We start from the raw sequence: 18823 nt of genomic DNA on the forward strand, positions 1-18823 counted from the left end.
GGAGATTCGTTTTCATTGTAGAGCACCGCCTGTACCCGCATGTCGGCTCAACGAAGATCGACTTGGATTCAGGCGGCACGCGAAGGGTACATCGCACTGCGATTGCGCCCCCTCGCCTGTCCATGTGGCTTTGCGCCGCGCGGCTTTTTTCGTGCGTTTTCGGCAATGGCGCGTTGCAAGCGTGTCACCGAAACCCGTGATAGACGGCTGGCACTGTTTATTTTCTGCACCTGCCGCGTTATTGCGCATCGCAGCTTTTGCCTGCGGATTGACTTTGTGTGCGATGCACAAACCATTGATTAAATTGTATTAAATTTCTTAATTGACGCTACGCGTTTACGTGAATGCGCGCGCAAAGCTTTACCAGCTAAAGCCATGCAAGGATCGGCTTTTTAGTTATTCGTTTCATTGCCATTCGATTACGCGCGTGCTCAAGCTTTAATCAGCTTCGACAGGAGGTGCGACAATTCGCCACTGTTGCGACCGCACACAAGATGTGCTTGTCGTTCTCATCGGTTCTCCTAGAGTGCGAGATGCGGGTCCACCGTTAAAGTTAAATACATAGCTAACCGAGATTTTTTCGGCCCGCCCGGAGGAACGAATGAAAACTCGAATTGCCGTTGTTTTCGCCATCGCGGGTTTGGCTGCCGCTAGCGTTCAGGCGCAAGACGTCGTGATCAAGCCGCAGCAAACGATCCAGTTCAAGGCCAATGCCTATGGCTGCGTATCGAAGGACAAGCTCGATGCCGCCGATCACCACGCGCAAGCCGGTGAACAGCAGCAGATGCAGGAATTCTTCTCCGGATATCAATGCGTGTCGACTCCGACCGACTCGAGTTTCCGCGTGGTGCGCGTGGTCGGCCACGACGTCGAGTTCGTGAATTCAGCCAATAGCGATACCGAGGGGCTCTGGGCGAACGACCGATTCATCAAGCAATAAGTACAACACCGGTATTCCGGCAAAAGCCGGAATACGGTCGCATGCGTATCCGCTGCGGCTTTAAAAGTCGCAGGCGTGAACGCGTGAGCTAAAGGAAACGGCTTGGGCATTCCGATGCCAAGCCGTTTTTTATTGCTTTTGATACTGCCAGGCTTCCTGCAATAAAAAAGCCGATGCGGGTTTTATCGACCCGCATCGGCAGTACGCCTTCTCGCAAAGCGCAGGAAACCGGCCACGAGCAACGGCGCGTCAGTGCACGCGCTTGCTGCGGCGGAACTGGTCGAACAGAACCGCGAGCAGCAGGATGCCGCCGCGAATCAGATACTGATAGAACGTCGGCACGTTCAGCAGGCTCATGGCGTCCTGCACGGAGCCCATGATCAGCACGCCGACCAGCACGCCGGAGATCGTCGCGACACCTCCCGTCAGCGACACACCACCGAGCACGCACGCGGAAATCACGCCGAGCTCGAGCCCGACCGACGTCTTCGGATCGCCGAGGCTCATGCGCGACGCGAGCATCACGCCTGCGAAGCCGGTCACGAGGCCTTGCAGCACGAACACGGTGATCTTGATCCGCGTGACGGGTAGCCCCGCGAGCACAGCCGCTTCGCTATTGCCGCCGACGGCCAGCACGTTCTTGCCGAACACGGTCTTTTTCAGCAGGAAGCCGAACAGAACGAAGCCGACGATGTTGCTCCAGATCGGATAAGAAATGCCGAGGAATGAGCCGCCGCCGAGATCGAAAAAGCGCTCCTCGGAGATCATCACCGCGTCGCCGTTCGACGTGATGTACGCGAGGCCGCGCACGACCTCCATCATCGCGAGCGTGACGATTAGCGAGTTGATCTTGTAGCGTGCCACCAGCGTGCCGTTGACGAGCCCGACCGCGCCGCCCGCGAGCACGCCGGCCGTGATGCCGACTAACACGCTGTGCGTCGCGGTGATCAGCACGGAAGCCACCACGCCCGAAAACGCGACGATCGACGCCACCGACAGGTCCACCTCGCCGAGCGCGAGCACGAACATCATCGTGACGGAGATCGAGCCGATCAGCGTGACCGACAGCAGCAGGCCCTGGATATTGCGCGTGCTCAGAAAGTCTGGGACCGTGAACGACAGCACCGCGAACAGGATGACGAACACCATCACGATGCCGGACTTGTTAATGAGGTCCCAGATGCGCGCGGCGCGCGCGGTCAAGCCCACGGAGGCGACGGCGGGGGTCGAGGAATCGGTGGAAGGTGTATTCATGATGTCTGTTCCATTCAATGCCGTTTTCGTTGCGGTATTCGGTAAGAGGTCTGGTGGCGCGATCCGTTGGGCGATCAGCGCGGCAATGCCAGCTTGATCAGCGCATCCGGCGTGGCCTGCGCCTTCGGCAGATCGCCGACAATGCGGCCTTCCTTCATCACGATCACGCGATCGGTCACGCCGATCACCTCGGCGAGATCGCTCGACACGACGATGACCGTGCGGCCTGCCTCGGCGAGCCCATACAGCAGTCCATAGATCTCGCTGCGCGCCCCGACGTCGATGCCGCGCGTCGGCTCGTCCATCAGGAACACGTCGATCTCTTCGGCGAGCCAGCGCGACAGGATCACCTTCTGCTGATTGCCGCCGGACAGCGTCCCGATCGGCGTATCGCCGTTGCGCGTCTTGATCGCGAGCTTGCCGATGAACTCACGCGTGGTCTGCGCTTCCTTGCGGCTGTTGAGCACGTTGAAGCGGCTGAAGTGGCGGCGGCAGCTGATGTTCAGGTTGTCCGACACCGACGCGATCGACACGATGCCTTCCTGCTTACGATCCTCGGGACACAGCGCGACACCGGCGCGCACCGCGTCGCGCGGCGTGGCGAACTGCACGCGCTTGCCCTTCAGCGCGACCTCGCCGGCGCTCGGCTTGACCGCGCCGTAGATCAGCTTCATCAACTCGGAGCGGCCCGCGCCGACGAGCCCGAAGAAGCCGACGATCTCGCCCTTGCGCGCCGAAAACGATGCCGGTTCGCGCAGGCCCGGTCCCATCAGGCCGTCGACCTGAAGCTGCACGTCGCCGTGCTCGCGCGCGCGATAGCCGTACACATCGGTGATCGAGCGGCCCACCATGCAGCTGATCAGCCGATCGCGATCGAGTCCCGCGCCGGCCTCGAAAGTGTCGATGCGGCGGCCGTCGCGAAACACGGTGACGCGATCGCACAGTTCGTAGACTTCATCCATCCGGTGCGTGACGTAGACGATCGCGCGGCCTTCGGCCTTCAGCGCGCGGATGATGCGGAACAGTTGCGTGGTTTCGCGCGACGACAGCGAGCTGGTCGGTTCGTCGAACGCGATCACGCGCGCGTCGCGCATCAGCGCCTTGCCGATTTCGATCATCTGCCGCTGACCGATCGACAGATGCTTGACCTGCTGCGACGGATCGAGCTTTTCGCCGAGCCGTTCGAGCTCACGCATCGCACGCGCGACCAAAGCCTTTTCGTCCAGTACGCCGAAGCGATTCGGCAGGGCGCCGAGCATCAGATTCTCGGCGACCGTCAGCTCCGGCACCAGATGCAGTTCCTGATAGATGATCGCGATGCCCGCGGCGATCGCCGCCTTGGTCGTCGCGAACTGCTGCTCGATGCCGTCGAGCGACAACGCGCCCGAGACAGGATGATTGACGCCGGACAGCACCTTCAGCAGCGTCGATTTGCCGGCGCCGTTTTCGCCCATCAGGCCGTGCACCTCGCCGCGGCGCACTTCGAGCGAGACCTGGTCGAGCGCGAGCACGCCCGGAAAGCGCACGGTGATGCCGTCGAGCCGGAGATAGGGGGCGTCGGATGCGGGCGTCGATGCACGCGAGGGCGCGAGCGCCGCCTCGCTGGCATGAGACCCGGTGAATAAGGACGTCATCGAAAAACCTCGAACGGATGAAACCTGAGCGGGCCGCGCTCGCGCTAAACGCGAGGCACGAGGCGGCCCGCCGTCTGCTGCGAGAACTTCGCTTAAATACCCAGTTCCTTGCGCACGTCCTGCCAGTTGCCGCGCACCATCAGCTTGCCGGTGGTTTGCGTGTCGGCGGGCGGCTGCTTGCCGTCCTTGATCCACTCGATAAGGTTCTCGGTGCTTTCCTTGCCGTGGTTCGTCGAGCTGACCGCGATCGTGCCGTAGAAGCCCGTCGGTTCCTTCTTCTGGAACTCGGCGAACGCCTCGCCCGCGCCGTTGATGCCGACGCCGATCACGTCCGCGGCCGGAATATGCAGCTGTTCGGTCGCGCGCACGCCGCCAAGCACGCTTTCCTCGTTGAGCGCGAAGATCACCCACTTCTTGATGTTCGGATGCTGCGCGAGCACCGGCGACACCGCGTTGAAGCCGCCTTCGTCGTCGGTGGTTTTCTGCGGCGCGTCGAAGACGTTTTCCTTCTTGAAGCCGCCGGCGAGCAGCGACTGCGTCGCGCCGTCGGTGCGCAGCTTCGCGGTCGGCAGTTCATAGTCCGTGATACGCAGCGCGCCGACTTCCTCAGGCTTCCAGCCGCGGCGCTTGATTTCGTCGGCGATCGCCTGGCCCACCTGGTTGCCGATCTTGAAGGCCGACATGCCGAGGTGCGGCACGTTCGCAAGCGGCTTGCCGGTCGAATCGACCAACTGGTCGTCGACGGTCACGAACTTCATGTTGTAGCGCTTCGCGCGCGCCTGAATCGCCGGTCCGAGACGCACGTCGGGCGCGCAGATCACGAAGCCTTTCGCGCCTTGCGCGCCGAGGTTGTCGATCGCGGCCAGCACCTTTTCGCCGTCGGGCGTGCCGATGTTGACCACCGAGAATCCGTCCTTCTTACCGAGCGCGGTCGCGGCTTTCTGTTCGTTGATGAACCACGCCTGTTCGGGCATCTTCACGAGGAAGCCGACTTTGAGCGGCTCATCCGCGTGGGCGGACAGTTGTGCGGCGAACGGGGCGGCGAGGGCGGCGGCGGCCATCGCGGTCAGGGTCAAACGGCGAAGCTTGCTGGTCATCTACTGTCTCCTGTGGGTGAAAAGCTGCATTGATGTCGTGTAGTCGCAGCGGGGTAACGCGGGCGGCGTCAGCCGTCGCGCGAATCGGGGCGGATCTGCGCGCGGCATGCCGGGCGGTTCGCGCAAGTCGCGGTGAAAACGGTGGCGCGGCTCATTGCTTGTAGCTCGCCAGGTACGCCGTTTTCGCGGCGGTCCAGAACGCGGCATCGCTCGCGCCATAGGCCGACGCCTTGCGCCCGCCGCTGGGTCCGTGATGCTCGACGGCCGTGGTCGGCAGATTGATCGTGACGAGACCGCCCTGCACGTGGCGGCGAAAATGCCGCGCGCGTTCCAGCGAGCGCGTGCAGATGCCGGCGCACAGTCCGTAGGCGGTGTCGTTCGCGAGATGTAGCGCTTGTTCGTAATCGTCCGCGCGCAGCACGACCGCGAGCGGCCCGAAAATCTCTTCACGCGCGATGCGATGCTCCGATTCGCCAATAAACAGCGCCGGCTCGAAAAAATAGCCGCGCGTCGCGCGCTCCAGTTGCCGCCCGCCGCGCAGCAACTGCGCGCCTTCCTGCTCGCCGACACGCACGTAGTCGAGGTTGCGTTCGAGCTGCGCGGCGTTCGCCACCGGACCGATATCGGTGCCGTGCTTCAACGCGTGATCGACGGTGAGTTTCGCGAGCTTCGCCTGCAACGCGTCGACGAACGGCGCGAACACCGCGCGTTCGACGATCAGCCGTGCGGCCGCCGTGCTGCGCTGGCCGGTCGCGCTGAAGGCACCGGTGAGCGCCGCGTCGACCGCGCTGTCGAGATCGGCGTCGGCCAGCACGACGAACGGATTCTTGCCACCCATCTCGAGCTGCACGCGCGCCTGGCGCGTCGCGGCGGCCTGCAGCACGCGCGTGCCGGTATCGGACGAACCGGTGAAGCTGATCGCGGCGACGAGCGGATGCGCGACGATGCGCGCGCCGACCTTGCGTCCGCTGCCCATCACGAGATTGAACACGCCGGCCGGCAAGCCCGCGCGACTGACGATCGACGCGAGCGCCGCCGCGCAAGCCGGTGCGGACTCGGCCGGCTTGTAGACGACGCAGTTGCCGTGCGCGAGCGCGGCGCCGATCTTCGCCGCGGCGATCGCGAGCGGCGCGCTCCACGGCGCGATGATGCCGACCACCCCGAGCGGCTCGCGCGTCACGTCGATTTCGACGCCGGCACGCGCCGACGCGAGCGGCTCGACGAACGCGCGCAGCGCCTCGGCCGCGAACAGCTTGAACAGTTGGCCCGCGCGTGTCGCTTCCGCGAGCGCCTCGGGCAATACCTTGCCGACTTCACGCGCCAGCAACCGGGCCAGTTCCTCGCGGCGCGCGAGCATTTCGCTGCCGATCGCGTCGAGCGCGTCGGCGCGGCGCTGCGCAGAGGCGAGCGACCAGTCGCGAAACGCTGCGTGCGCGGCCTCGATCGCGCTGTCGGTCTGCCGCACGTCCGCGCGCACGTATTCGCCGACCGGCTCGTCGAGATCCGATGGATTGAGCGACACGCCCGCGGTCGCGCCGGTCTCCCATCCGCCATTGATGTAATGGCGAAACGGGCTGGCAACGAGGGGGACGAGCGGATCGCGGTTCATCGGCGGGAAAAGGCGCACCGGAAGTTCACAAAAGTCCACGAATGGTATGAGCGGTGCCAATAACTTTCCAATCCCTTTTTAGGCTTATCCGATATCAGTTTCGGTATGGCATCATGGGAACTTCCGAGGAAGAACGTACAAACATCGCTCGTAAAAACCTAGGAGACCCTGCGATGACGCGTAGCTATTCGAACTGGTTCGTGCGCGCGCGGCTAAAGACGCGCCAGTTGCTGCTGCTTGCCGCGATGGAGGAGGAGGGCAACGTGCGCCGCGCGGCCGACGTGCTCGGCATGACGCAGCCGGCCGCGTCGCGCCTGTTGAAAGAGCTCGAGGACATGCTCGGCGTGAGCCTGTTCGACCGCACGCCGCACGGCATGCACGCGACGCTGTACGGCGAGGTGATGATCCGCCATGCGCGCATGGTGCTGTCGAACCTGAGCCAGGCGCACGACGAAATCTCGGCGCTGCGCTCGGGGCTCGCGGGTCAGGTGCGTATCGGCGTGATCGCCGCGGCCGCCGCGACGATGGTGCCGCGCGCGATCGCGAGCGTGAAGGAGCGTTATCCGCAGTTGCAGATCTGGACCGAGGTCGAGACCTCCGACGTGATGCTGCCGCGGCTCGCCGAAGGCGATCTCGACATCATGATCGGCCGCGTGCTCGAACGGCAGAACCAGTTCAAGACCGACGTGCGCTACGAACCGCTCGCCGACGAACCGCTCTGCGTGGTCGCGCGTCCCGGCCATCCGCTCGAAAATGAAACGGGATTGACGCTGCGCGGTATCGTCAACGCGGCGTGGGTGCTGCATCCGCCGGGCAGCGTGCTGCGCCATCGCTTCGATCTGATGTTTTCGCAGATCGGCCTGAATCCGCCGCAGAACGTCGTCAATACGAACAACTTCCTCGCGATTTCGAGCCTGCTGCTGCAAAGCGACATGTTGGCGGTATTGCCCGATGAAGTGGCGCGTCAGTACCAACAGTACGGGGTATTGAAGCGCGTACCGATCGATTTGCCTTGCAGGATGGATACATTCGGTATCATCACGCGCCAGTCGCATCTGTTGTCGCCGGCGGCCGCCGTCGTGCTCGACGCGCTGCGAGATGCGGCTCGCGACGTGTACGGCACGGCCACGGAGCCCGCGGTGGCCCGGTAAATGCTTCCTTCTGTGTCATAGGCACCGGCTGACGGCGCGGGAGGAACATACGATGTACAGCAAACACAAGAAACGGCAACGCGCCGTCGACGATTCATTTTCGCTGCGCTCCGGTGGAGCGAGCGCCTGGTTTAGCAACGGCATGGCTCTCAAATCGACGATATACAAGGCGGAACTGCAGATCGCTGACATGGACCGGCACTATTACGCCGACCATTCGCTGACGATCGCCCGTCACCCCTCCGAAACCGACGAACGGATGATGGTTCGCGTCGCCGCGTTCGCGCTGTTCGCGCAGGAACGGCTGGAGTTCTGCAAAGGTTTGTCGGATGTCGACGAACCGGATCTGTGGGCGAAGGATCTGACCGGCGCGATCGACACGTGGATCGAGGTCGGCCAGCCCGATGAACGCCGCATCGCCAAGGCGAGCGGGCGGGCGAATCACGTGGTCGTGATCGCGTATGGCGGGCGTACTTCGGAAATCTGGTGGCAGGGCGTGCGCAACAAGGTCGAGCGTCTGCGCAACGTGACGGTCTGGACGCTCGGCGAAGACGTCGCGGCATCGCTCGGCTCGCTTGCCGAACGCACGATGCGGCTGCAATGCACAGTGCAGGACGGCGAAGCATGGCTCGGCAGCGCCGAAGCCGATGCGGTGAAGATCGACTGGACCGTACTGAAGGCGCAAGCCGATGCATGATGGCTCAGGTCTGAACCGGTTTTTGCGCCGCTTCGTTCTCGCATTCAGAGCGACGTGACCCGCGCCGCTTCCGGCGCCCCCTTCAGTTCGACCATATTGCCCTCCGGGTCGAACAGATACAGCGACGGCCCGAATCCGTCCGCGCCATAACGAACTCCCTGTTCGCCGAGCCGCGCACCATGCGCGCTCAGATGCGCCTTCAGCGCGTCGGCGTCGAACGACTCGACGCGCAGACACAGGTGGTCCATGTTGCGCCCCGTGCCCGCCGCGCCGTTTTCCGCGCGATCGAGCTTCGCGCCGACCTGCAGCAGATCGATCAGCGATCGGCCCGCGCGCAGTTGCGTGAGGCCGAGTTCGCGCTGCTCCTTTTCAACGCTGCAACCGAGTACGTCGCAGTAAAAGCGCGCGAGGGTTTCGACGTGCGTCGCCCGGATCACGACGTGGTCGATCTCGCGAATGTGGATTTTCATGTCGAACGCCCTTTCGCTAGTTCGGAGATCCGATTAGGAAGTGTAGGAGAAAGGGCGGGGGTAGATCGGCGGGAAGTCGTGGGCGAACCGGACCAAATGCGGACCAGGCGCGGACAAAAAACGTAGGCAAAAAAAAGCCCGCTCAAGTGGAGCGGGCTGAATCCATATCAGGAGGAGACATGGAGGAGACAGGTACTAATATACACATCGGCTTGGTGCGACGCAATAACTTTTTAAGGGAAAACCCGATATCGTGCGAAATTGCCGCACTTCGAGGCAAAACGCCCGGCCGCAGGCATTCCAAGGCGCTTCGGATTGTGGTTTGCCGGGTTCGACCCCACCATGGGTAAGGACAAGCGCGTCCGAATGACAGAGCAAGAACCGGCGCGTACTGTGTAGCGATCGGGCCTAAATTGATGAGCATCGACACTGCCTGCCCGTCTGGGCCCCAGGACATCATGAACGCCTCCACTCGCCGTTCCGCCCTCATGCGCACCGCCGCCGACGTCGACACCACCCAGTGGCGCACCGACGACGAACGCTGGGACGCCGTCATCCACCGCGACCGCGATGCCGACGGTGCATTCTTCTACGCGGTCAGGACGACCGGCGTGTTCTGCCGGCCGTCGTGCGCGTCGCGCCAGCCGCGCCGCGAAAACGTCGCCTTCTTCACCGATGCCGCCGCCGCGCGCGCCGCGGGCTTTCGGGATTGCAAGCGCTGCCAGCCCGGTGGTCTGCCGCGCGAGCTCGACATCGTCGCCAGAGCGTGCGCCGCGCTCGACGCCGATCCGCAGCAGCGCCTCACGCTCGCGCAACTGAGCGATGCCGTGCACGTGAGCCCGTTCCATTTGCAGCGCCTGTTCAAGCGCGTGGTCGGCGTCTCGCCGCGTCAGTACCAGGCCGCGCAGCGCGGCGCCGCGTTGCGCGATGCGCTGCAGGGCGGCGCCGACGTCACGCGCGCGACGCTCGACGCCGGTTTCGGCTCGCCGTCGCGAATGTACGACAGCGCGCCGGCCGAGCTCGGCATGGCGCCGTCCGCGTATCGCCGCAAGGGCGCGGGCCTGACGGTGCGCTATGCGAGCGCGCCGACCTCGCTCGGCTTCGTGCTGGTCGCCGCGACTGACAAGGGCATCTGCAAGATCGGTTTCGGCGACGACACCGCGCTGCTGATCGACGAATTGCGCGGCGAGTTCGCGAATGCCGAGCTGCGTGAAGACGCCGGCCGGCTCGCGCCGTTCATCGCGCAGATCGACGCGTATCTGCGCGGCACGCGCCAGGACTTCGAGTTGCCGCTCGATATCGCGTCGACCGCATTCAAGCAGCGCGTGTGGGAGGCGCTGCGGCGGATCCCGTACGGCGAGACACGCAGCTATTCGCAGATCGCCGAGGCGGTCGGCTCGCCGCGGGCGGTGCGCGCCGTCGCGAGCGCATGCGCGACCAACCCGGTCGCGCTCGCGATTCCTTGCCATCGCGTCGTGCAGAAGGGCGGGGCGCTCGCCGGCTATCGCTGGGGGCTGCCGCGCAAGGCTGCGTTGCTCGACAATGAGGCGCAGCACGCAGGCAGCGTTTCAGTCAGCGACGCGCCCCGCCGCGACGCAAGCCGCACAGACGCCGACTCCCACAACTCCCAACTGGATCAAGCCGCTTGAGCACGCTTAACGAGGTTGCAACTCTCGAATTACCGTTCAAGGCACCGTTCGACTGGCCGCGGCTGCTGCGCTTTTTCAGCGGCCGCGCGACGCCTGGCGTCGAAGCCGTCGAGGACGGCGCGTATCGTCGCGCGATCGACTGCAACGGCGACGGCGGCACACTCAGCGTGCGGCTGCATCCGCGCAAGCGCTGCATCGTCGCGAGCATCGAAGGGCCGGCGAGCCGCCACGCCGATGCACTGGCCGCGCCAATCGCAAGAATGTTCGATCTGCGCGTCGATCCAAAGAAGATCGCCGCCGGACTCGCGGCGGACCCGTGGCTCGCGCCGCTCGTCGCCGCGGTGCCCGGCCTGCGCGTGCCGGGCGCGTGGTCCGGCTTCGAACTTGTGGTGCGCGCGATCGTCGGTCAGCAGGTCAGCGTGAAGGCCGCGACGACCATCATCGGACGGCTCGTGCAGCGAGCGGGCGAACGCATCGACGCGCATCCGCACGAAAACACCGCGTGGCGTTTTCCGACGCCGGCCGCACTCGCCGAAGTCGATCTCGCGCAGATCGGCATGCCGGGCAAACGCGTCGCCGCGTTGCAGGGCTTCGCGCGTGCGGTCGCGAGTGGCGACGTGCCGCTCGACAGCAGCGACACCGTCGACGCCGCGAGCCTGCGCGCCGCATTGCTCGCGCTCGCGGGCATCGGCCCATGGACTGTCGAATACGTCGCGATGCGTGCATGGCGCGATCCCGATGCATGGCCCGAGTCGGATCTCGTGCTGATGCAATCGATCTGCGCGCGCGATCCTTCACTCGTACGGCCCGCGCAACAGCGCAGCCGCACCGACGCGTGGCGGCCGTATCGCGCGTATGCCGCGATGCATCTGTGGAACGAGGTGGCGGATCGGGCGGGCGCGGCGCGCGGGGGATGAGGTGAGGGTCGTCGCGACGTGCTGATGGGGATGGCGTAGTTCAGCGCGAACTCGACATGCCCGCTGAAACTCCGGCGAAGCGACCGCAAGCAGCGGTTCTGGCGAGATGTTAAAGTGCCCGCTACTGAAAATTCCGCCGAACGTTGTCAGCCGCTATACCGTCTGTGAATCGTCCGGCGATACACGGCGACCGGCAACGCGCGACTTGCATCAATGCCAAACACCACACCCTCCTGCACGACCGACGCGCTTTCGCACCGCCTGTCCGTGCTCGACTCGAGCCCGCATCGCGATGTGCTGATACGCGGCCTGCGCGGCATCGAAAGGGAAAGCCTGCGCGTGACACGCAACGGCCAACTCGCGATGACTCCGCATCCGCGCGCGCTCGGCTCGGCGCTCACGCACCCGTCGCTGACGACCGACTACTCCGAGGCGCTGCTCGAGCTGATCACGCCGGCTGAGCAGGACGCCGCCGAAACCCTCGCGCAACTCGACGTGCTGCATCGTTTCGTCTACGCGGAGCTCGGCGACGAGATCCTGTGGAACCACTCGATGCCGGGACTATTGCCCGCCACCGACGATGGCATTCCGATCGCGCACTACGGCACGTCGAACATCGGCAAGCTGAAGTACGTGTACCGCGTCGGCCTCGCGCTGCGCTATGGCCGCACGATGCAGTGCATCGCGGGCATCCACTACAACTATTCGCTGAGCGAAGACGTGTGGCGCCTGCTGCACGCCGATCAGCAATCCACCGCGAACGCCGTCGACTTCCAGTCCGACCGCTACCTCGCGCTGATCCGCAATTTCCGCCGCACGAACTGGCTGCTGATGTACCTGTTCGGCGCGTCGCCGGCGCTCGATCGGCGCTTTCTCCGCGATCGCAAACACTCGCTCGACACGTTCGACGCCGACACGCTGTACCGCCCGTACGCGACCAGCCTGCGCATGAGCGATCTCGGCTATTCGAACACGACCGCGCAAGCCGCGCTGCACGCCGACTACGACACGCTGCCCGGCTATCTCGACGCGCTCGCGAAAGCCGTGAGCCAGCCGTATCCCGCCTACGAGCAGATCGGCACGCAACGCGACGGCGAGTGGGTGCAGATCAACACCAACGTGCTGCAGATCGAAAACGAGTTCTATTCGACGATTCGCCCGAAGCGCGTCACGTATCCGGGTGAGCGGCCGTTGCACGCGCTCGCCGCGCGCGGCGTGCAATACGTCGAAGTGCGTTGCATGGACATCGATCCGTTCGAGCCGATCGGCATTTCGCTCGAAACATCGCGCTTTCTCGACGCGTACCTGCTCGTGTGCGCGCTCGACGACAGCGCGCCCCTGCCTCCGCCCGCGTACACCGAAGCGAACCAGAACTTCGGCCGCGTGACGATGGAAGGTCGCAAGCCAGGCCTCGAACTGGTTCGCGACGGCAAGCCGGTCGCGATGATCGACTGGGCCGACGAACTGCTCGTGAAAATCGACGCCGCTGCGGCCGTGCTCGACAGCCTGAAGGGCGGCGACGAACACGCGCGTGCGGTCGCCGCGCAACGCGCGAAGCTCGCGGACGTGTCGCTGACGCCATCGGCGCGCGTGCTGCAAACGATGCGCGACCAGCAGCAAAGCTTCCTCGCGTTCGGCCTCGCGCAAAGCGAAGCCCACGCCGCGTACTTCCGTGCACGTCCGCTCGATGCCGCGCAGTCCAAGGCGTTTGCCGACCTCGCGGTGCGATCGCTCGACGAACAGGCGAAGCTCGAACGCGACGAGGTTGGTTCGTTCGATGCGTTCGTCGCTGCGTATCGGGCCTATACGCTCAATCGCTTCAGCGTCTGAGCGTTCGGACCACAGCATTTCGGAAGTGCTTCAAGCGGCCCGCGTGGCCGCTTTTTCTTTGCCCCGAGTAACGCGCAGGTAACCTCTACGGATTGCGCTTTCCTGGCGTCCGCGGAATCGGCAAATACTCCGCGCGACGTCGCGATTCTCTGATCTGGGTGAAACACCGCTTCGATGAGGTGGTCCAAAATGTTATGACGTGCTCCACAGGGGAGGTATCGACGTGAAGAACAAAGCTCTGTTGGCCGCGCTTTGTCTCGTGGCGACGGCGGCATGCTCGACCCAGGGTCAGGTCGATCCCGATGTCATGCAGATCGCGACCAGGCCGTTGACGTGTTCGAACAAGGCCGAATGCGACCTCTGGTGGCAACGGGCGCAAACGTGGGTCGCGAGTCATTCGAAGTACAAGATCGAGACCGCTAACGACTCGCTGATCCAGACCGCCGGCCCGGACGGCGGCAAGCGCGCGCTCGCGTTTCAGATCACGCGCGCCGCAGGTCCCGATGGCACCACCACGATCGGCTTTTCGGCGCATTGCGACAGTTCGCTCGGCTGCAAGCCGAATCCGTGGGGAGCCGGTGCGGATTTCAAGCAGTATGTGAGAGGCACCACGGGCACAGCCGCCAGCGCGCCGCAAGGCAGCGCGACGCCATCGCAGAACGCGCCCGATGCGACGCATCCGGAGACGATGCCCCGTAACACGACCAGGCTGCCGAATGGCGAGGCGATGTCGCAATAGATCGAGCGGTGGCCGCAGCCGCGATGCATTCGCCGCTGCCGCGCATTTGCTTCAGTGTCCTAATGAAGGCCCGGTGCCTTCACGCGGCTTCGTGATCCACACGAGTACCGCCAGCACGATAAACGCCGCGCCCGAGATGCGGAAGAAGTCGTTGGTGGCCATCATGTACGCCTGACTCGTCACCACCTGGTTCAGCTGCGCGGTCAGGCTGTCGCCGGACAGCCCGGCGCCCGCCAGCGCATTCGTATAGGCGTTGGTGTTCGCCGAATACGTGTTGACCGTATCTGCAAGCATCGCGTGGTGATAGATCGTGTCGTTTTCCCAGAACGTCGTGCTGATCGCGGTGCCGATCGCGCCCGACAACGTGCGGAAAAAGTTCGACAAACCCGACGCGCTTGCAAGACGCTCGTCGGACACGCTCGACAGCGTGATCGTCGTCATCGGCACGAAGAAGCAGGCGACGCCGATTCCCTGCACGAGCCGCGGCAGGATCACGTGGCCGAACGGCACGTCGAGCGTGAACGTCGAGTTCCAGATCGATACGATCGCGAAAACGATGAACGCGAAGCTCGCGACCATGCGCAGATTCAGCCGATGCATGTTCTTGCCGATCATCGGCGATAGAAACAGCGCGAGCAATCCGACCGGTGCCGTGGCGAGACCCGCGAGGCCGGCCGTGTAGCCCATCACCGTTTGCAGCCATAGCGGGAAGATCACCACCGAGCCGAAGAACGCCATGAAGCCGAACGAGATGATCACGACGCCGAGCGCGAAGTTGCGATCCTTGAACAGCGACAGGTCGACGATCGGCTCTTTCTCCGTCAACTCCCACACGAGCAGAAACGCGATCGATACGAGCGCGATCACGGCGAGCGCCACGATGAACGTCGAGTTGAACCAGTCGCGGTCCTTGCCGAGGTCGAGCATCATCTGCAGGCACGACACGCCGGTCACGAGCAGCACCAGGCCCACCGCGTCGATGCGCTGGCGCGTCGTCTGCGTCTCGCGGCCACGCAGCAGCAGATACGCGCAGAACGCCGAGAACAGGCCGATCGGCACGTTGATGTAGAAGATCCATGGCCACGTGAAGTTATCGGTGATGTAGCCGCCCATCACCGGGCCGAAGATCGGCGCGCAGATCACGGTCATCGCCCATAAGCCGAGCGCGAGTCCACGTTTGGCGGGCGGGTAGGAGCGCATCAGAATCGTCTGCGACAGCGGCACCATCGGCCCGGACACGAGCCCTTGCACGAGCCGGAAGGCGATCAGCGATTCGAAGTTATGCGCGAAACCGCAGGCCGCCGACGCGATCGTGAACAGCAGCACGGACAGCGTGAAGAGTCGTACCTCGCCGACGCGTCGCGCGAGCCAGCCGGTCAGCGGCACGGCGATCGCCGAGGCGACCGAGTACGACGAGATCACCCAGGTACCCTGGCTTGCGGCAACGCCGAGGCTGCCGGAAATGGTCGGCACCGCGACGTTCGCGATCGAGGTGTCGAGCACCTCCATGAAGGTGCCGAGCGCAAGGCCGACGGTCAGCAGCGCGAGCGTGCCGCCCTTGAGCGGGGCGAGTTCTGCTGCGGGCAGCGTGGCGTTGGAAGCCGTGGCATCCATAGGTTTGTTCTCCTCAGGCGGCGAAAGCTTGTCACGGCAGCCTTATCGTGTGTTTCATACACGATGCTTGCATGCCGCATCACCCTCTGCCCAGACAGATATCTGATGACAATGACGCCTTGGAAAAGCGCCTCGTGATTGTCCTGCTAGTACTTCGTGATGACGCGCCGTCGCCATCCGACGACGACCGTTGTTTGACACATGCTTCGGCTCATCCCGGCGGCTCGTCCGGCGGTGGCGCCGGGCCGCAACCCACGTCGGCATCTCCCTCGGGACCGTTTGCGATGAAACGGGCGAGCAGGTGAATCAGCGTCGCGTGCTCCTCGGCGGTAAAGCCGCGCAACTGGTCGTTCAGCACAGTTGCGCCGAGGTTCGGCAACTGGCGCGCGGCCTCGTGGCCCTGCTGCGTCAGCTCAAGTTTCACCATGCGTCGGTCGTCGCTGCTGCGCGTGCGCACGACGAAGCCCTTCTTTTCCAGCCGGTCGAGCAGACGCGTCATCGAGCCGCTGTCGTACGACATTGCGCGCGACAGCTCGAATGGCGTGCTCGCGCGCCGCGACGACAGCATCAGAATCACGCCGATCTGCTGCGCGGTGAGCCCGAGCGGCTTGACCGCACGGTCCGTGCGCTCGACCAGCACGTTGCGCGCTTTCGTCAGGTAGTAGCCGAGACTGCTCGTGAGCTCGACCTCGTCCGCTTTATAGGGACCATCAGTCATGGGGTATCCGCAACATCCAGGCAAGACGAAGTTTAGCTGCCTAAGCAGACAAGTCAAACCGCATTTTGCGGTGCGCAACGAGGCCCACCGAAATACAACAGTCGAATCATTTGCGCCGCACAGTATCTTGAAATTTGATTGCATAGTCAATATTATGACAAGCAATGAGTTTCGCGCATCCTGCGTCATTCGAGACCATGTTCTGACCGATCGACCGCACGCCGCCCGCCTTGCGACGCGCGCCAAGGGATTTCACCGATGCTGTACCTCAAAAACACGCTTGGCGGCCTCAGCCGCTCACTGACCGATTCCGCACTCCATAGCTTCCAGGGCCCGCACCGCTGGTGGAAGCTCGCGCTGTTTGCGGGACTGTTCGTGCTGCCGGGTGGGTCGGTTGGTGTCGCGTTGCTCGCGTGGACCGCGCATCGAAGGGGGACGAAGCGGGCGAGGAAAGGCAGGGCCAACTCAACGCCAGCAGACCCAATCCACGGAATCGCGGCTCTGAGGGTGCACCGATTCGCAGCGCGCTTTTCGGCACACAGTTTCGCTTCGTCTCGCCATCTGAACCAGCGCGAACCCGCAGCCCCTCGCGCCGCCGGTAACAACGCGTAACCATCGCGTCACCGCAAGTAACACACCTGCGCACCGCCTCGCATTAACCTTTCGGCTTTCAGTTTCCCGCGCTCGCGCGGGCTCATACGCTAACATTCCGGCAGACCACGATCTCGCCCGGCCGGTTGCGCCATTCCCGGCCGCGCCGCGGCGTCCAGAAGGAATTCATTGCATGCAGTCTGATCGAATCTCGCGCGCGCGGGCGCTTGCGCCGCGCGTCCTGTCCCTTGCCGTGAGCGCGGCCTGCGCGACGCTCCTGGCCGCCTGCGCGGTCGGCCCGAACTATCAGCGGCCGGCCACCGAGATCCCCGCGTCGTTCAAGGAAGCCGCACCCGGCTGGAAGGTCGCCGAACCCGCCGATCAACACGACCGCGGCGACTGGTGGGCGATCTACGAAGACCCGAAGCTCAACGAACTCGAAGACAAGCTCAACACCGCGAACCAGACCATCGCGCAATTCGCCGCGAGCTACCGGCAGGCGCGCGCGCTCGTCGGCGAAGCGCGGGCAGCGTACTTCCCGACGATCGGTGCGTCGGCGGGCGCGACGCGCTCGGGCAACGGCACGCAAACCAGTGGCAATGCGACTACGGCGACCAGTCGCGAGGGCATCACCAACAGCTTCAACGTCCAGATGACGGCGAGCTGGGAGCCCGACCTGTGGGGCTCGGTCACGCGCTCGGTCAATGCGCAGAAAGCCGGCCAGCAGGGCGCGGCCGCCGACCTCGCGAACGCGCGCCTGTCCGCCCAGGCCACGCTCGCGCAGACCTACTTCCTGCTGCGCGCGCTCGACTCCACGCAGAAGCTGCTCGACGACACCGTGATCGCCTATCAGCGCTCGCTGCAACTCACGCAGAATCAGTACGCGGCCGGCGTCGCCGCGCGCTCGGACGTGATCCAGGCGCAAACGCAGCTGCAATCGGCGCAGGCCGCCGCGATCGACAACGGCATCCAGCGCGCGCAGGACGAGCACGCGATCGCGGTGTTGGTCGGCGTGCCCCCGTCGATGTTCTCCCTGCCGCCGATGCCGCTCACCGCGACGCCGCCCGCCGTGCCTGCGCAGATGCCGTCCGCGCTGCTCGAACGCAGGCCGGATATCGCATCGGCGGAACGCAAGGCCGCGGCGGCGAACGAGCAGATCGGCGTGGCGATCGCCGCCTTCTTCCCGTCGCTGACGCTGTCGGCGACCGGCGGCTTCGAGAACTCGGTGTTCTCGCAATTGTTGACGTTGCCGTCGCGCTTCTGGACGCTCGGCCCGCAACTGGCCGGGACGATCTTCGACGCCGGCCTGCGCAAAGCGCAAACCGAGGCCGCGCGTGCCAGCTATGACGCGGATGTCGCGACCTATCGGCAGGCGGTGCTCGCCGCGTTCCAGGACGTCGAGGACAACCTCGCGTCGCTGCGCATCCTCGAACAGGAAATCGTCGTGCAGCGGCAGGCGGTCAACTCGGCGCGCCAGGCGCTCGCCATCGTGACGAACGAGTACAAGGCGGGTACGGTCGGCTTCGTCAACGTGCTGACCGCGCAGACCACGGCGTTCACGGCCGAACAGAAGCTCGAGAATATCGCCGGGCAGCGGATGGTGTCGTCGGTGGGGCTCGTGAAGGCGCTCGGCGGCGGCTGGGACGCGTCGCAGATGAATCGCGAGACCGGCGATGTCGCGGCGCCCGCGCCGCTGCCCGCATCGGCGCCGACGGCTGCGGCCACGTCAGTCGGCGCGCCGTCCATCGCACAGAGCACCGCGTCGGGCACAGACGCGCCGCAAGCGCGGGTGCAGAGCAAATAATGTCCGCTGCGCTCGCCGCGCAGCAACGCCACAAAATAGAAGAGGCATGGTCGCAACTCGCGGCCATGCCTCTTTTTTCGTCGCGCCACGCGCGCGAAACACGCGCCTC

The 18823-nt window shown here is 64.6% G+C and carries 16 protein-coding genes; 9 read left to right on the forward strand and 7 right to left on the reverse strand.

Annotated features, from left to right (window positions below):
* Positions 1-601: 601 nt before the first annotated feature.
* On the forward strand, positions 602-940 hold the full coding sequence (gene sap1 / locus OKW44_RS29585; RefSeq protein WP_018418921.1) for a surface attachment protein Sap1: 339 nt from the start codon (positions 602-604) through the stop codon (positions 938-940).
* A gap of 249 nt (positions 941-1189) precedes the next feature.
* On the opposite strand, the gene araH is transcribed toward sap1, so the two are convergent.
* The 4 genes from araH to OKW44_RS29605 form a co-directional block, all read right to left on the reverse strand.
* The gene (gene araH, locus OKW44_RS29590; RefSeq protein WP_026225528.1) at positions 1190-2194 is read right to left on the reverse strand and encodes an L-arabinose ABC transporter permease AraH; all 1005 of its coding nucleotides are present in this window, start codon (positions 2192-2194) and stop codon (positions 1190-1192) included.
* Positions 2195-2268: 74 nt separating this feature from the next.
* Positions 2269-3828: an L-arabinose ABC transporter ATP-binding protein AraG gene (gene araG / locus OKW44_RS29595; protein WP_018418918.1), complete on the reverse strand. Its 1560-nt coding sequence runs from the start codon at positions 3826-3828 to the stop codon at positions 2269-2271.
* Between the two features lie 92 nt (positions 3829-3920).
* On the reverse strand, positions 3921-4925 hold the full coding sequence (locus OKW44_RS29600) for an arabinose ABC transporter substrate-binding protein (RefSeq protein WP_018418917.1): 1005 nt from the start codon (positions 4923-4925) through the stop codon (positions 3921-3923).
* A 151-nt stretch (positions 4926-5076) separates the two neighbouring features.
* Entirely contained in the window at positions 5077-6534 is a 1458-nt protein-coding gene (locus tag OKW44_RS29605) for an aldehyde dehydrogenase family protein (RefSeq protein WP_018418916.1), read from the reverse strand.
* 173 nt (positions 6535-6707) lie between these two features.
* Between OKW44_RS29605 and OKW44_RS29610 the strand changes: the two genes are divergently transcribed.
* Entirely contained in the window at positions 6708-7685 is a 978-nt protein-coding gene (locus OKW44_RS29610) for a LysR family transcriptional regulator (RefSeq protein ID WP_018418915.1), read from the forward strand.
* Positions 7686-7827: 142 nt separating this feature from the next.
* The gene (locus tag OKW44_RS29615) at positions 7828-8382 is read left to right on the forward strand and encodes a YaeQ family protein (protein ID WP_026225527.1); all 555 of its coding nucleotides are present in this window, start codon (positions 7828-7830) and stop codon (positions 8380-8382) included.
* A 44-nt stretch (positions 8383-8426) separates the two neighbouring features.
* Here OKW44_RS29615 and OKW44_RS29620 read toward each other — a convergent pair whose 3' ends face one another.
* Entirely contained in the window at positions 8427-8852 is a 426-nt protein-coding gene (locus OKW44_RS29620; RefSeq protein WP_018418913.1) for a VOC family protein, read from the reverse strand.
* Between the two features lie 488 nt (positions 8853-9340).
* On the opposite strand from OKW44_RS29620, the gene ada reads away from it, so the two are divergent.
* From ada to OKW44_RS29640, 4 genes are all read left to right on the forward strand, one after another.
* Positions 9341-10501, forward strand: a complete 1161-nt coding sequence (ada, locus tag OKW44_RS29625; RefSeq protein ID WP_018418912.1) for a bifunctional DNA-binding transcriptional regulator/O6-methylguanine-DNA methyltransferase Ada — start codon at positions 9341-9343, stop codon at positions 10499-10501.
* Positions 10498-11418 carry a DNA-3-methyladenine glycosylase family protein gene (locus OKW44_RS29630; RefSeq protein ID WP_018418911.1) on the forward strand — a complete coding sequence of 307 codons (921 nt, stop codon included), beginning with the start codon at positions 10498-10500 and terminating at the stop codon, positions 11416-11418. Before ada ends, OKW44_RS29630 begins: the two co-directional genes overlap by 4 nt.
* Before the next feature lie 213 nt (positions 11419-11631).
* Positions 11632-13248, forward strand: a complete 1617-nt coding sequence (gshA, locus tag OKW44_RS29635; protein ID WP_018418910.1) for a glutamate--cysteine ligase — start codon at positions 11632-11634, stop codon at positions 13246-13248.
* 223 nt (positions 13249-13471) lie between these two features.
* Positions 13472-13987, forward strand: a complete 516-nt coding sequence (locus OKW44_RS29640) for a hypothetical protein (RefSeq protein ID WP_018418909.1) — start codon at positions 13472-13474, stop codon at positions 13985-13987.
* 51 nt (positions 13988-14038) lie between these two features.
* On the opposite strand, the gene OKW44_RS29645 is transcribed toward OKW44_RS29640, so the two are convergent.
* Both OKW44_RS29645 and OKW44_RS29650 read right to left on the reverse strand, forming a co-directional pair.
* Positions 14039-15601: a DHA2 family efflux MFS transporter permease subunit gene (locus OKW44_RS29645; RefSeq protein WP_018418908.1), complete on the reverse strand. Its 1563-nt coding sequence runs from the start codon at positions 15599-15601 to the stop codon at positions 14039-14041.
* Positions 15602-15812: 211 nt separating this feature from the next.
* Positions 15813-16319, reverse strand: coding sequence for a MarR family winged helix-turn-helix transcriptional regulator (locus OKW44_RS29650; protein WP_018418907.1), 507 nt, complete (start codon positions 16317-16319; stop codon positions 15813-15815).
* A gap of 258 nt (positions 16320-16577) precedes the next feature.
* Here OKW44_RS29650 and OKW44_RS29655 point away from each other — a divergent pair, with 258 nt between their 5' ends.
* Both OKW44_RS29655 and OKW44_RS29660 read left to right on the forward strand, forming a co-directional pair.
* Positions 16578-16931, forward strand: a complete 354-nt coding sequence (locus OKW44_RS29655; protein ID WP_085952322.1) for a hypothetical protein — start codon at positions 16578-16580, stop codon at positions 16929-16931.
* 172 nt (positions 16932-17103) lie between these two features.
* Positions 17104-18714, forward strand: coding sequence for an efflux transporter outer membrane subunit (locus OKW44_RS29660; protein WP_018418906.1), 1611 nt, complete (start codon positions 17104-17106; stop codon positions 18712-18714).
* The last annotated feature ends 109 nt before the right edge of the window (positions 18715-18823 follow it).

It is taken from the genome of Paraburkholderia lebeckiae, assembly GCF_050436325.1.
GTDB classification, from domain to species: domain Bacteria; phylum Pseudomonadota; class Gammaproteobacteria; order Burkholderiales; family Burkholderiaceae; genus Paraburkholderia; species Paraburkholderia tuberum.